At 64.5% G+C, this 12,052-nt stretch carries 13 protein-coding genes and 1 pseudogene; 9 read left to right on the forward strand and 5 right to left on the reverse strand.

The window, feature by feature from the left end:
* Positions 1–348: 348 nt before the first annotated feature.
* Positions 349–838: pseudogene (locus JS756_RS33810) on the forward strand (tyrosine-type recombinase/integrase); the annotation flags it as partial.
* A gap of 459 nt (positions 839–1,297) precedes the next feature.
* Here the strand turns inward: JS756_RS33810 and JS756_RS33815 are convergent.
* Positions 1,298–2,053: a GntR family transcriptional regulator gene (locus JS756_RS33815; protein ID WP_205387100.1), complete on the reverse strand. Its 756-nt coding sequence runs from the start codon at positions 2,051–2,053 to the stop codon at positions 1,298–1,300.
* 78 nt (positions 2,054–2,131) lie between these two features.
* Here JS756_RS33815 and JS756_RS33820 point away from each other — a divergent pair, with 78 nt between their 5' ends.
* The 4 genes from JS756_RS33820 to JS756_RS33835 all read left to right on the forward strand — a co-directional run bounded on the left by JS756_RS33820 (position 2,132) and on the right by JS756_RS33835 (position 4,188).
* Positions 2,132–2,410 carry a hypothetical protein gene (locus JS756_RS33820; RefSeq protein WP_205387129.1) on the forward strand — a complete coding sequence of 93 codons (279 nt, stop codon included), beginning with the start codon at positions 2,132–2,134 and terminating at the stop codon, positions 2,408–2,410.
* Between the two features lie 514 nt (positions 2,411–2,924).
* Positions 2,925–3,149, forward strand: a complete 225-nt coding sequence (locus tag JS756_RS33825; RefSeq protein WP_205387101.1) for a hypothetical protein — start codon at positions 2,925–2,927, stop codon at positions 3,147–3,149.
* Positions 3,150–3,157: 8 nt separating this feature from the next.
* Positions 3,158–3,889, forward strand: a complete 732-nt coding sequence (locus JS756_RS33830; protein ID WP_240204787.1) for a GntR family transcriptional regulator — start codon at positions 3,158–3,160, stop codon at positions 3,887–3,889.
* Positions 3,886–4,188 (forward strand): hypothetical protein, encoded by a 303-nt coding sequence (locus JS756_RS33835; RefSeq protein WP_205387103.1) that lies wholly within the window; start codon positions 3,886–3,888, stop codon positions 4,186–4,188. Before JS756_RS33830 ends, JS756_RS33835 begins: the two co-directional genes overlap by 4 nt.
* Before the next feature lie 257 nt (positions 4,189–4,445).
* Here JS756_RS33835 and JS756_RS33840 read toward each other — a convergent pair whose 3' ends face one another.
* From JS756_RS33840 to JS756_RS33850, 3 genes are all read right to left on the reverse strand, one after another.
* Positions 4,446–5,063: an IS630 family transposase gene (locus JS756_RS33840; RefSeq protein ID WP_307791382.1), complete on the reverse strand. Its 618-nt coding sequence runs from the start codon at positions 5,061–5,063 to the stop codon at positions 4,446–4,448.
* The gene (locus JS756_RS33845; RefSeq protein WP_240204784.1) at positions 4,973–5,482 is read right to left on the reverse strand and encodes a winged helix-turn-helix domain-containing protein; all 510 of its coding nucleotides are present in this window, start codon (positions 5,480–5,482) and stop codon (positions 4,973–4,975) included. The genes JS756_RS33840 and JS756_RS33845 overlap by 91 nt, the downstream gene beginning before the upstream one ends.
* Before the next feature lie 167 nt (positions 5,483–5,649).
* Positions 5,650–5,847, reverse strand: coding sequence for a hypothetical protein (locus JS756_RS33850; protein ID WP_205387104.1), 198 nt, complete (start codon positions 5,845–5,847; stop codon positions 5,650–5,652).
* Between the two features lie 350 nt (positions 5,848–6,197).
* Here JS756_RS33850 and JS756_RS33855 point away from each other — a divergent pair, with 350 nt between their 5' ends.
* On the forward strand, positions 6,198–7,484 hold the full coding sequence (locus JS756_RS33855) for an AlbA family DNA-binding domain-containing protein (protein WP_205387105.1): 1,287 nt from the start codon (positions 6,198–6,200) through the stop codon (positions 7,482–7,484).
* A 287-nt stretch (positions 7,485–7,771) separates the two neighbouring features.
* Here the strand turns inward: JS756_RS33855 and JS756_RS33860 are convergent, their stop codons facing one another.
* The gene (locus JS756_RS33860) at positions 7,772–8,056 is read right to left on the reverse strand and encodes a hypothetical protein (protein ID WP_205387106.1); all 285 of its coding nucleotides are present in this window, start codon (positions 8,054–8,056) and stop codon (positions 7,772–7,774) included.
* A gap of 489 nt (positions 8,057–8,545) precedes the next feature.
* Between JS756_RS33860 and JS756_RS33865 the strand changes: the two genes are divergently transcribed.
* The 3 genes from JS756_RS33865 (at position 8,546) to JS756_RS33875 (ending at position 11,827) form a co-directional block, all read left to right on the forward strand.
* Positions 8,546–9,028, forward strand: coding sequence for a DUF4365 domain-containing protein (locus JS756_RS33865; protein ID WP_240204785.1), 483 nt, complete (start codon positions 8,546–8,548; stop codon positions 9,026–9,028).
* Positions 9,025–10,239, forward strand: a complete 1,215-nt coding sequence (locus JS756_RS33870; protein WP_205387108.1) for a hypothetical protein — start codon at positions 9,025–9,027, stop codon at positions 10,237–10,239. Before JS756_RS33865 ends, JS756_RS33870 begins: the two co-directional genes overlap by 4 nt.
* Before the next feature lie 643 nt (positions 10,240–10,882).
* Positions 10,883–11,827: a hypothetical protein gene (locus tag JS756_RS33875; protein WP_205387109.1), complete on the forward strand. Its 945-nt coding sequence runs from the start codon at positions 10,883–10,885 to the stop codon at positions 11,825–11,827.
* The last annotated feature ends 225 nt before the right edge of the window (positions 11,828–12,052 follow it).

A 12,052-nucleotide genomic window follows, 5' to 3' on the forward strand; every position in this document is an offset into this window, starting at 1 on the left:
CGGGCTTGGCCCTGCTCCGCAAGCGCGTCCTGCTGGCCGGGTGACCGTGCGGCGGGGGCGGGCCCGTGACCGTCCGTCAACGCTGCACGGAAAGTGATCCAGAACCAGATTTCAGCCGCCGCCGACATTCGTGGCCGGTTCGAGCGCTGCTCTGGGCGAACATACGGCCCTTGCTCCTTTTGGGCTCGACCGTCTTCACCGTGGTTCCCCGCTGTTCCCCGATCAATCTGGCGCGGTAGTGGTGCAGTGCTGCGGCGTCCAGGTGGTGACCAGTCGTCCACGCTCCCTTCCCGATCCCCTCCTTCATCCGGGATGCCCGGCTGCTGCTAGCGTCCGGCACCATGTGGGCTCAAGAGGCTGACCGTCACCGTGCGCCGGGCTCAGGCCGAGTTGCAGGACGGCCGGCTCACCGAAGTCCGCGGCCGGTATGCGCTCCGTCTCCTTCCCGGCCGAACTGCTCGACGCGGTCACGCATTACGTGGAGCACTTCACCGCTCCTGGCCGCGACGGGTACGTCTTCGTCGGACCGCAGGGAGGGCTGCTGCGACGAAGCAACTTCCGGGACGACTGGGCCAAGGCGCGGAAGGCTGCGGGCATCTCGGTCGCGCTGCACTTCCACGATCTTCGGCACACGGGCAACACGCTGGCCTCGACGGCCGGAGCCAGCACGCGGGAGCTGATGACGCGGATGGGCCACAGCAGCTCCCGGGCCGCGCTGGTCTACCAGCACATGACCAGTGACCGTGACCGGGCCATCGCCGACCGGCTCGGGGCCATGATCCGCAACGGTGGGGGAGCGGCCTCCGAGCCGTCCGAGAAGGACCCTGCGGACCCATAGTGGCATGCGTGTGGCACGGCGTGTCGGCGGCGCCTGAAACGGCGGAGGGCCAGCCTGGGAGGAAACCCCTCCTGAGCTGGCCCTTCTCTCTGTGCCCCCGGCAGGATTCGAACCTGCGACACCCGCTTTAGGAGTTCGATCTACGGCCCCCTCCGGGGCTGTCGGCGGCTGGTCCGACGGTCGCCCGGGGGTGCTGACGTATGCCGTCGTCCGGCCTCGTTGATGTCAGCGTTGGATGTCACCGAAACAGGTTCGGAACTGGGCAGACCTCCAACGGATCCTCCGGCCGATCCGCCCACTGCCACCACGTGTGCCGGTCCGCGCACCGCCACAATGCCCGGCAGGTCCGTCGGCCGTCGTCGTCCCGCCCGGCGAGCACCAGGCCGCCCGACCTCAGAGGCTGGTGGCACTCGGGACAGAGCGGAGCATCGTAGGCCATACGGAGAACCCTAGACAGGGCTACCGGTTGATCGGGATCTCATAGACGATCTCGCAGTGAGCTGCAGGCACCACGATGTCCGCCGTCTCCACGGGCCGCCCGTCGTCGCTGTAGTACGTCCGCCGGATGTGCGTGACGAGCGCGGCCTTCTGGATGCCGAGCAGTGAGGCTTCCTCCGCGGTCGCCTGCCTCGGTTCCGGTTGCTCCACAGCATGGCCGACGGTGACTCCGATCGCGGCCATGCGGTTCACGACTCCGGCGCCGGCGTGCGGGCCGCCCTCGGGGAGAACGACGAGAGAGCCCGCGGTGAGGTCGTACGGCTCCCAACTCGTCGAGAGCTGAATTGGCCGGCCGTCCGCCAGGAACTCGTACGTCGTCCGGACACACAACTCGCCCTCGGAGATCCCGAGTCGCGCGGCGATGTCGGCAGGCGCGGGCACTTTCGCGTCCGTCCGGCTCTCCCAATCGCCCTGCCTGCCGACGGCCTTCATGTCGCCCCGGAACGGCGATCCGCTGGGCTGCTCTCGCGCCGAGGACCGGACGATCCGTACCCGCTGCCGGGGCTCGGCGACGTACGTGCCCGATCCGGCCCGCCCCTCCAGCACACCCTGGGAGATCAGCAATTCCTGGGCCCGGCGGACCACGTTCTCGCCCACGTCGTGCTCCTGGCCGATCTGAGCGCGGGAGGGCAGGCGGTCCCCCGGCTCCCACACGTGCTCCGCGATGCGTCGCCGGAGCTCGTCGGCGATGCGGAGATAGGGCGGCTGCTCAGGCATATGGAAAATCTAGTCCACTAGCTCTAACCTAGTTAACTAGCTTCACTCAAAGTGATCGCTGGTGACGGAGGCTGCCCTGTGCCCGTATCGGGAGTTAGCGCGGCGGCCCTCGCCGCTCGACTGTCCGCCCTCGGGCTACTCACGCGAGTGGAGGAACACCCCCGGCACACGACGGTCGAGGCGGAGGTGCCGGACGCGCTCTCCGTCGAGACCTGGCGGGAGGTCCTGGACGTGGTGGCTGAGGCCGACCGTTTCGGGCTCCTCGCCACCAGCTTGAACGGCTGCACCCTCTGGGCGGTCGTACGCAAATCGGTCCCCACGACGGGCGATGTCGGGGGACCGGGCCATCAGCGATAGGAGCTGACCAGCGTGCTCAACTGTATCCGTCGCGCCTTCTCTCTCACCAGAGCGCGGTCCTTCCCGAAGGGCAGGCACCGCCGCCCCTTACCGCTCCCTTCCACCTCGCCTACGGCTGCTGACACATCGACTGTTGCTCCCAGCCGGGCCATCGCCGCCCCAGACCATCGACAGCCACTCAGGCGTGAGGACGTCGCCCTCGTCCGCCCCTACGTTCTGGCCTGGGAGGCCCAGGTACGCGCCGGCCGCCCGGTGGTCGTCGCTCCCCATCTGCCGGCCGACGCTTGGTCGGCCCTCGCGGGGGCCCACTGATGCCGCCTCGCCGACAGCCGACGCATCGCACGGACGACGCGGCTGCCCCGTATCGCTCGGCCGCCTGCTGCATCGGCACGCACCTCGTCTGCGCTGAGTTCTCACCGGTCTTGACGCCGGTCGATGTGCCGGTGATCTACGAGGCGTGCGATTGCCCGTGCCACTTGGAGCGTGACCGGTCCCTGCCTGAGGAGGTGGCGTGATGAGCGAACGAGGCGGCGGCAGTCCACTGGTTTCCAACATCGAGGTCACCGCGAACACCGTGCAGCGCGGTGACGTCATCCAACTCGGCGGCCGAGCCTGCCAGGTGCGGGACCTCTTCCAGCTTCCCCAAGGCGTCAAGCAGCTCGTCTTCGAGTCGGGCGAGCTGCTGACCATCCACACGCGTACCCGCCTCGCCGTCATGCGAACGCCGAGAAGGCGGTGACCGGAACCATGCCGTCCCGCCCCCACGACATCGCCGACGACCTCCGGCGCCAGATCACGACCGGGCGCATCCAACCCGGCGAACGCCTGCCGTCCGAAACCGTCCTTGCAGAGCGGTATGCGGTCAGCACGGTGACGCTGCGACGTGCCCTCGCGGCGCTCCAAGGCGAAGGCCTCGTCGAGAAGATCCACGGCAAGGGCAACTTCGTCCGCCGACCCCATCGCAAGATCATGTACGTCGGCGGCTGGGGCACGCTGGACCCGTGGACCGCCGCGGAGCCGTCATTGCGCGTCTCCGTCCACAGCACCACGGTCCCGGCTCACGGGCACCTGACGACGCTGCTGAAGGTGCCCGTGGGCAGTCCCCTCGCGGAGTTCTCCTGCCTCAGCGTCGAAGAGGAGACGCCTCACGGCCTGGCCCACATCTACATGCCGCGCGACCTGGCCCCGGCCGGTGTGCTCGACGACAACTCGGCGTGCAGACAAGCGTTTGCGCGATTTGCAGTCCTCGGCCCGCCGCCGGCCACCACGCGGGAGACGGTGTGCACCCGCCCACCGACGCCGGACGAAGCCTCGGCCCTCCGTATCGGCTCCGCCTCACCCGTCCTCTCGGTCACCCGCGTCTCGACCGACTTCACCGGCCGAGTCGTAGAAGCGGCCCTACTGACGTTCCCCGGGGACCGAGTCGACGCGGTCTTCACCATCCACCGCGTGATCGATGAGAGGCAGGCGCAAGGATGACGGTACCGAACGAACTGCGCCTTCTCCCGTGGTCGGGCCCGGATGGCAAGCCCTGCTACCTGAGCACCGACGACCGGGACGGCTACATGTCCCGTCTGGCCGACAGCATCGAATCGGCCCAACTCGGCTCGGCGGCCGAACTGCTGGAGCGGTCGTCCGAGAGGCTCGATCACCCTGACGCGGACCTGGAGGAGATGCGGCGGTTGACACGGGAGCTGGCCGATGCCCTCCGGGACGTCCTCCGTGTCGCGATCAGCCGCGGTGACCTCCTGACGGCTAGGGATCCGCACCGCATCTGAACCAAAGGTCGTGAACGGCACCTGCCCATAGCAGCCCTTCCAGACGGGGAGGGACCCCGAGCACTGCCCGGGGATCCCCTCCCCTACCCGTCGCGCCGTGCCTGCGCTTGGCCAATATGCCTTGGGGATGCTGAACCTCAGCCGACGACAGCCAGTCACACCGGTGGGTCCGTCAGCCGACCACGCTCGTGTATGCCTCGTTGCGGCATCTGCGACGGTGCCTGCTCAGGTTGAACTCGTAGCGTCCGGGTTCGGGATCATGGAGGGGCGAAGGTCAGTCCGGTTTCGGTGAGGCAGCCAATGATCGCGTCGGGGCGGTACTGGATCTGCTTGAGACGGCTGCGGACGAGAGCCTCAAGTTCGTCGAGGCCGGCGAGCAGGAAGTTGACGATGCTCCGTTTGAGCAGCGACCACACGCCCTCGACGGCGTTCAACTCCGGTGCGTACCGGGGAAGATGGAACACGCGCAGCCACTCCTGCCGCTCCATCCACTCCGTCAGCTCCGGCGTCTTGTGGACGTTGATGTTGTCCCAGACCAGCACGACCGGGGCCCGTAACTGCTGGTGCAGCGCGGTCAGGAACACCCGGTACTCGCGCAGTCCGAAGCTCTTGCGCTCACCCTTGCGGCCCCGCCAGGTCAGCAGCCGGTAGACGAAGCGCGCCCGGCCCCCGCCGGGACGGAAGCAGGCCGCGCCGAGCACATTCACCCGGCCACGGCGGCGCACGTGGACCTTGACCTGTGGACGGGCGCCGCGCCGGGCCCAGGTCCGTCCGCGCGGCGGGCTCAGCGCCTGTCCGGCCTCGTCGGCGAAGCAGACGTAGGCGCCGAGCTCGTCAGCGGTCTTTCCACCGTCGGCCAGGTCTCCTCCCGCCACTGGGCGATCTCCTTCTCGTCGCGCTCCGCCGAGCGCCGCACCGGGACCTGCCAGGAGTAGCCGTGCCGGTCCAGCAGCTTGCTCACCCCGGTGAGGGTGTAGGAGACGTGGCAGGTGCGGCCGATCAGCACAGCGATCCGCGCCAGGGTCCAGCGCTGGTCGTCCTCGAACCCGGCATTGGCCGGTCCGGCATCCAGCAGCGCGGCGACCTTCTCCCACTGCCGCTGCGTCAGCTTCTCCCGCGCGACAGGGCCAGCCGAGGCCAGCGCCTCCACACCGCCCCGCCGCCACAGCTGCCGCCAGCGCCGCACCGAGCGTGGCGTCACCCGAAGCTCCCGTGCGATATCCACGGTCGCCTCACCTCTCTCGAACCGCTCGGCGACCTCCAACCGCAGCTGTTCCCGGCGCTGTTGCTCCATGGGTGTGTACCCACCCGCTGCCGCGTACCTCATGACCCAGCAATAGCGCGAGGATCATCGTTCGTCAGCCCGTCGCAGCAGCGGAACCTACGAGTTCGACCTGAGTGGGACCGCCGCAACCGCCGACATAGGGCGCTGTTGACGTCATCCGACTCGACCTCGTCCGGCTACGGACGGCGGTAGGCGGCACGATCGATACCAGGTTCCAGGGCCCGCGACAGCGTCACGTAGACCGGGTACTCGGGGTCGCCCACCTCCAAGAGCGCGAACTGATCGACGTCGTGCTGGGCGAAGCGACGGAGATACTGCAAGAAGAATTCCAGCTCCTCGTCGGAGAGCGGCTCGTTGTGTCGGTCGTTTCGCATGCCTCACCTTACGGCTGGCCCAGACGCCGGGACCTCTTCGTCCCGAAGCAACTTGCTTGGAGCTTCTACCTTGGGCGGTCGTACCTCCGACCTGTGTTGACGGTCCGCACGCGTTCGTGCTCGTCCGCCGATGTTCGTCGGCGTTGTCACGCAGTTAGACACTCACCTCGTGCGGCTCCGGTGCGCGGGATCGGCGGACGTCAGCTCAGTTCCGATCTGGCAGTCGGCCGCAAGCGGTGGGGCGGAGAGTCGCACGCGCGAACAGAGGCCAGCACTGAAGCGCTGAAGGGCGTTTCATTCTCAGTCGCCCATGTAAAGAAACCGTGTGCGCCGAAGGGTGCAGGGACGCCATGCTGATGACCATGCCGAACCTCGCACATCCCCTGTTTAGCGCCCCCGTCGAGTTGATCAACAGTGAGATGGTCCGCGGCTTCCTGGCGCTGGAACTGGAGGAGAGTTTCACCCTCGACTACAAACGTAATGTCGATGCAGTGTCCGACACTGTCGCAGCCATGGCTAACAGTTACGGCGGCATCGTCCTCATTGGCGTTGACGCCCACCCCAAGGACAAGAACCTGCCCGGGGAACTGGTCGGGGTCAAGGCGATCGACAAAGACCGGCTGGTCAGCAAGATGGCGACCACCTTCGACCCGCCTGGCTGGACGCCGGATGTCATCCCGGTCACTGTGGACGACCGGCTCCTTCTCGTAGTGCGGATTGACCCGGACAGCGTGCCCCGACCGCTGTTTCACCAGGGAGTCGTCCGAGTCCGTCTGGACGGCCGCAACATTCCCGCTGACCGTCGCCTCGTGTACGCACTCTTCCAGCAGGCCGCCGATCCGGTGCTTGCCTACACCGGTGACCCGCGCTTCCTGCCTGACCACCGCTCGGCCACACGCTTCCAGAGGGCTGCGGCGCCGCCCGACCTAGTCATCCGTGCCGCGGTTTCCCGGCCACTGCGAAGGGACGCCGCCCGTCTTCGGCTGCACGGCACAACGGTCGACGCCCTCATGCGGTCGCTAAGCGCGCCCAGTCTCACAGGCGCGTACGAGCTGCCGGAGCGGCTGCACGCGCTTGTGCAGCGGGTAGGGTCCCACCAGGACCAGCAGCCATGGACGATCGATCCCGAGCACGGGAACGGTCGTCACGTCCGGCTCGCGGCTGGCCATCTCGTTCCCGGTCCACATCAGGCGGGCATACGCCTGGAGTGCAGTGCCACGCTGCCCAACGGCGGCAGCAGCCTGGACCTGCTCTTCGACCTGCTTCTCTGGACCGGTGGCAAGAAGATCGCAAACGACTTGTGGGTGCAAGCGTGCTACGAGGCTGTACGCGCGCTGATCCGGCACGCCCTGCCTACCCTCACCCTGGAGCTGCTCGGCACTGCGTCGATTCCCGCGCCACCCATCGAACTGCACATTGCTTCCGGCGTGCAGGGGGATCCGTGGCTAGAGAACACGCTCAGCACCGACCTTCTCGGCGAGCCGACCGGCGCAGGACGCCTCCGCGGCGGCAGCGAGCACCTGAACGAGGAACTCGTGGCTGCCGGCGAGCTGCCGAATGCGGTCACCCAAGCCCTGCGCAACATGGCGCTGGATTGGCGCTATCTCCATCCCAACTTCCCGGTCCTGCACGACTGACCAGCAACCGGACTACGGCGCACAAAAGGCGGCGGTGGATAGGAGTGGCGCAGAGGGGCCTCCCTGACGATAACGAGGGTGAGTCGAGAGCAGTCGGATACACCCAGTAGCCGAAGTTCTGAAGTCACAAGCCTGCGATCTGCGGCTCCGCCACCGGTCAGCTCGCTGACCAGCGGCGGAGCCGTCGACGTTTGTCGGCGTTGGTCGTCGTTGAGCAGCCTCCGACGGCCCGAGGACGGCCCGGGCCGGTCATGAGCCATGGGGTCTGGAGACCAGCCTGCATGCCACTACAGACCGCGTAGTGCCTCGTACAGATCGTCGTAGGCTCCCCAACAATCAATGCTGCCGTCGTCGTACAGGCTGCCCATGTACCAGTCGTCGTCATCAACAGGCTTCACGAGGCACAGGCTGTGGAACCCGAGAATGATCTCTGCCTGCAGCACCTCGGGGGCTCCGGCGCCGGCCACCCACTTCACCGCCCGGTTTGGATCCAGCGCGACAGCCTCCCGGTCCCCGGATACGTCGCGAATCTGGTGGAGGGTCCAGCCTGGGGGTAGCTGTGCATCTGCCATCCACGGATGATCTCACCCGACACGTGTGGACCACCGCTTTAGGAGAGAGGCGGGGGGATCGTGGCGCCGAGATGGGCCTTTGATGGCTGGTCAGGCTGCCGAGAACGTGACCTCGAGACACCCTCGTTGACCGTGGCTGACCCCGGCATCTGGCACGACAGTGGCACGAACCTCAGCCGACGACAGTCAGCCACGATGGCGGGTGCGTCGACCGACCAGGCGCGCGTGTGCCTCGCTGTACCCCCGCCGGCCTTAGCCACGCTACCGGCTTGTGTCGTTGATCAGAGCAAGCCGCGACGGCCAGCCCGTCACGATGGTGGGGTGCCCGCAGCGGATTGCACCGGAGCCGTGTCGGCGCCTCCCCCTACCCACCGTGACCACTTGCTTCTAGCATGTGATCTAGGGGACATGTTGGGGGGATGAATGATCGATGCTAGAGCCGCCGTGCCTGACGTGCCGCTGCGGGGGGACTTGCCCAAGAAGCAACGGATGGAGATGTTGCAAGACGGCTACCTTCGGGCAGTCGCTGCGGCAGCTGGCTGCACCATGGCTAAACCCGAGCCGGATGACGGAATCGATTGGAAGCTGAGCCACACTTCAGAGTCCCACACGGCGGATTGCCAGATAGATCTGAAGATACAGCTAAAGAGCACTTGGACCTCGGCACCCAACCCTGCAAATGGGTTCGTTTCGGTGAATCTCTCCAATGAGCGTCTAAAGCTTCTTGCGCGCCCCAATGTGATTGTTCACCGCATACTGGTAGCCATGATAGTGCCTGAAGATATCGCTAAATGGGTTGAAGCCAGTCACGACATATTTCAATTGCGACATTGCGCATACTGGCGGAGCGTTACGGGAGTTCAGCCGTCCGGGGAAAACTATACGGCGGTTAGAGTTTCCACAAGTCAAATATTTGACGACGTCGCATTGTGTGCCATCATGGAGCGAATAGGCAAGGGAGGTGCGCCGTGAGGGCACCAGATTTCCGCGAGGTCGCCGAGCACCTCACGGATAGTCAGCTTGCTCTCGCTCTCGAAGCGAGCGGGTGGCAGAAATTCGGCGGCCAGGCCAACCTCTATAGCCGTTGGCGGCCGAGGTCGGATTCTGGCGATCGATCGAATGGCGGCCTCTTGCTACCCCAGGATCGAGAAACGGACGACTACTCTGATCTGCTCAGTCAAGCGGTGGCGCAGGCTTGGAAGCTGGGCGATGAAAGGATTCGTGCGATCCTTACCCGTGCTGCAACTCTGCATGCCTTGGGTGACGAGATGAAGTTTCACAAGGAAGTGGCCTCCCGGAAAGGGACAATTCCATGGAGTGCTGGCGAGGATCTCCATGCAGGTGCGCATAAATCCATGGTCGTTGCGGCAAAAACCCGGAAATCTAAAGCCGCCTACTATGGAAACTCCAATAGTTTTCTGGCGAAGTCATTCCTGGATTCGGTCCTGATGGGGCAGACTGAGGTGGGAAGCTACGTGATCACCGCCTACGCTCCTCCGGACGAGGTCTTCTCTGAGAGGAAAGTCAAGCCAGGTGACACTATTCCGCTTATTGGGCGGCATACCGGGCGTGAAATTACTCTCGGGCTCGTGGGGGCACTTGAGGCCGCACGTGAGGCTGTCGATCACTTCAAGGAGACCGGTTCGACCTACTCGTTCGTTGAGAATGTCAATAGAGGCTTCTGTTACGAGCTGACTCAAGCGGTCCGCAATTTGATTAGAGACTCGGAGGGTGCCGAGGTTGAGGTCGAGCTAAATTCAGCCGAAGACCTATTCTCGGGGCGTGTCGCCGAGCGGCATAAGCTCGAATTCGCACCTTCAGATTATGCGGCACTGGAGCGGGCTGGGAATATGTTGGCCGCGACAGTCGATCCGCTATTCGTCACGGTCTTGGGAACGGTTACGCTACTTGAACGCCCAAAGCCAGGAAATCCTGGAGTTGTCCGTTTGGACGTTCTGGGCGGAACAGAGGCCCGAAAAATGAGAGTCCGTCTCAAGGTTGAACATTATGACATGGCAGTTGATGCGCATCGCAATAATCTTGCATTGAGGATTTCTGGCCGCCAGGAACTAGAGGGTCACTACTACTGGCTTTATGATCCGCAGATACTTGAACTAGTGGCGATTGCACCCGAGGCGTCAGATAGCACGATCGAGCAAGGTAGCCAAGACTCACTATTTTGACAGCAAAGGCTTGAAGGGCCGGCCTCATCCTTATCAGGTCGATCACCGGTGGCCAACGACGTCGGTCAACCGGCCGTGGTCCTCGGCTGACCGTCCGCTGGGGTTCGGCGCTGACCGCCGCGTCCGGGGCTGTTGGTGTCAGCCGTCGGGGGCGGACTTGACAGCTTCGCCACCCGCCCTCTCAAGTTGCGGCACAGTCATCACTCCAGAGCCGATCCGGGGCCCGCCTGTACCCCAGCCGACGACAGTCAGCCACGACGGCGGGCGCGCCGACCGACCACGCACGCGTGTGCCTCGCTCCCCCCCACCGGCCTCAGCCACGCTTGCGGGGTGATGACCAGAGCAACCTGCGACGGCCGACACGTGACGGTGAAGCGGGAGCGCTCAGGTTGGGAAACCCGCTGGCCAAGTCGCTCTCAACAGCACCACTGTGACGCCTCACGAGTGCCAAACACTCTCCGGATTATGGGGAGTTGCCAATAGGAGTGAGGTGGGGATACCAGCGCAAGGCCCTACCGAGATGCGTTCATCCTCGCCCCGTAGCATGCTTGTAGAGGAAGGTTCTGTAGCCGCATGAGCGTGAGTCCGGTCCGCCTTAGGTTAAGCGGCTACCCTTGCCGGTCCATTCGGACGGGAGACGGTCATGAATTCTATAACCGAGCGATCCGATATCGTCAGGGTTGGCGCGAGGGATTATGCCCTTATCGTCCCGTACACGGTTCTCCTTACTCCCCAAGGATGGCATCGCGACGAGCAAGACGTTCGCAAGTGGCGCCAGTATCGATTTCTCTTTTACTGCCGTTTCCTCGGGGCGGCAGATCACCCCCTCGTCGGCGAGAAGCTGAAAGTCATTGAATCACCAGAGGGAGTGGACGTAACCCAAAAGAAGCACATATCGGCCACTATAGAGGTGGCCGATGAGAAGAGTACTCTTTATGGAGTGCTGCGCGAGGAGACATTCATACACACGGCTGCAACCGAGCTGTCGGCCAAGCTGGGGCACACTGCGATTCCCGCGCTTTCAGTCGGTGCGAGCGCGCGCGATGAGGTCAAGCAGAGCATTACTCAAAAAGTATCTTCCAGTGCGGGAAGCCGGATAATCGCGACAGAGAAACACGAGGAAGCGCTTGAAACTGAGGTGTCATATAAGGGCGGCTCCGGGATCTTGTATGCCGCAGCCGTTTACGAGGAGTGGACTTACGGAGTCACTCTTCAATGCGTTGACTACTTGGACATCAAGTATTCAAAGAGGTCCCCCATCGCCTTCTACTACAGGAAGCAAAATCACCCCAACCACGCCCAGTTTGGAAATGATAGGGGAAGGGATTGGCGGGAAACTGGGCCAAATATCCTATGGCTACACCACCCTTGGGGAAAGGTTTCTATTTGGCACCCACTCCATGATTCAATTGTTCTCCGAAAGGCGAGCGACTACGCGAACCAAGTGCCCACTCCTCACGAGCCAGTGGTATCCCCAGCTAACGGGTGGAAAGATAGTAAGATCAGGCCGCTAGTAGACTGTGACAGCCTGTACGAGCTATCGCATATGGTGTTTCCCGCCAAGGCCAGAGAAGACTTCTTCGCATAGTCGACGTGCGGCGGACTCTACGCGTCCGCGCACCATGAAAGGTCAAATATCTCGTTCTTCGGTTGATAGTTGAGAGCGTGGCACGGACTGCGGCCGGGCTGGAGCGGGGCGGAGACAGGAGCGCAGGCCCGGCCGGGGGCCGGGCCGCGCGCGGTGAGCGGAGCGAGCCGCCTTGATGATGGAGAGAAGGTCTTACCCCGCTGGGATGAGGCGCCTGTGTCCGGT

This window comes from Streptomyces actuosus, assembly GCF_016921115.1.
GTDB classification, from domain to species: Bacteria; Actinomycetota; Actinomycetes; order Streptomycetales; family Streptomycetaceae; genus Streptomyces; species Streptomyces actuosus_A.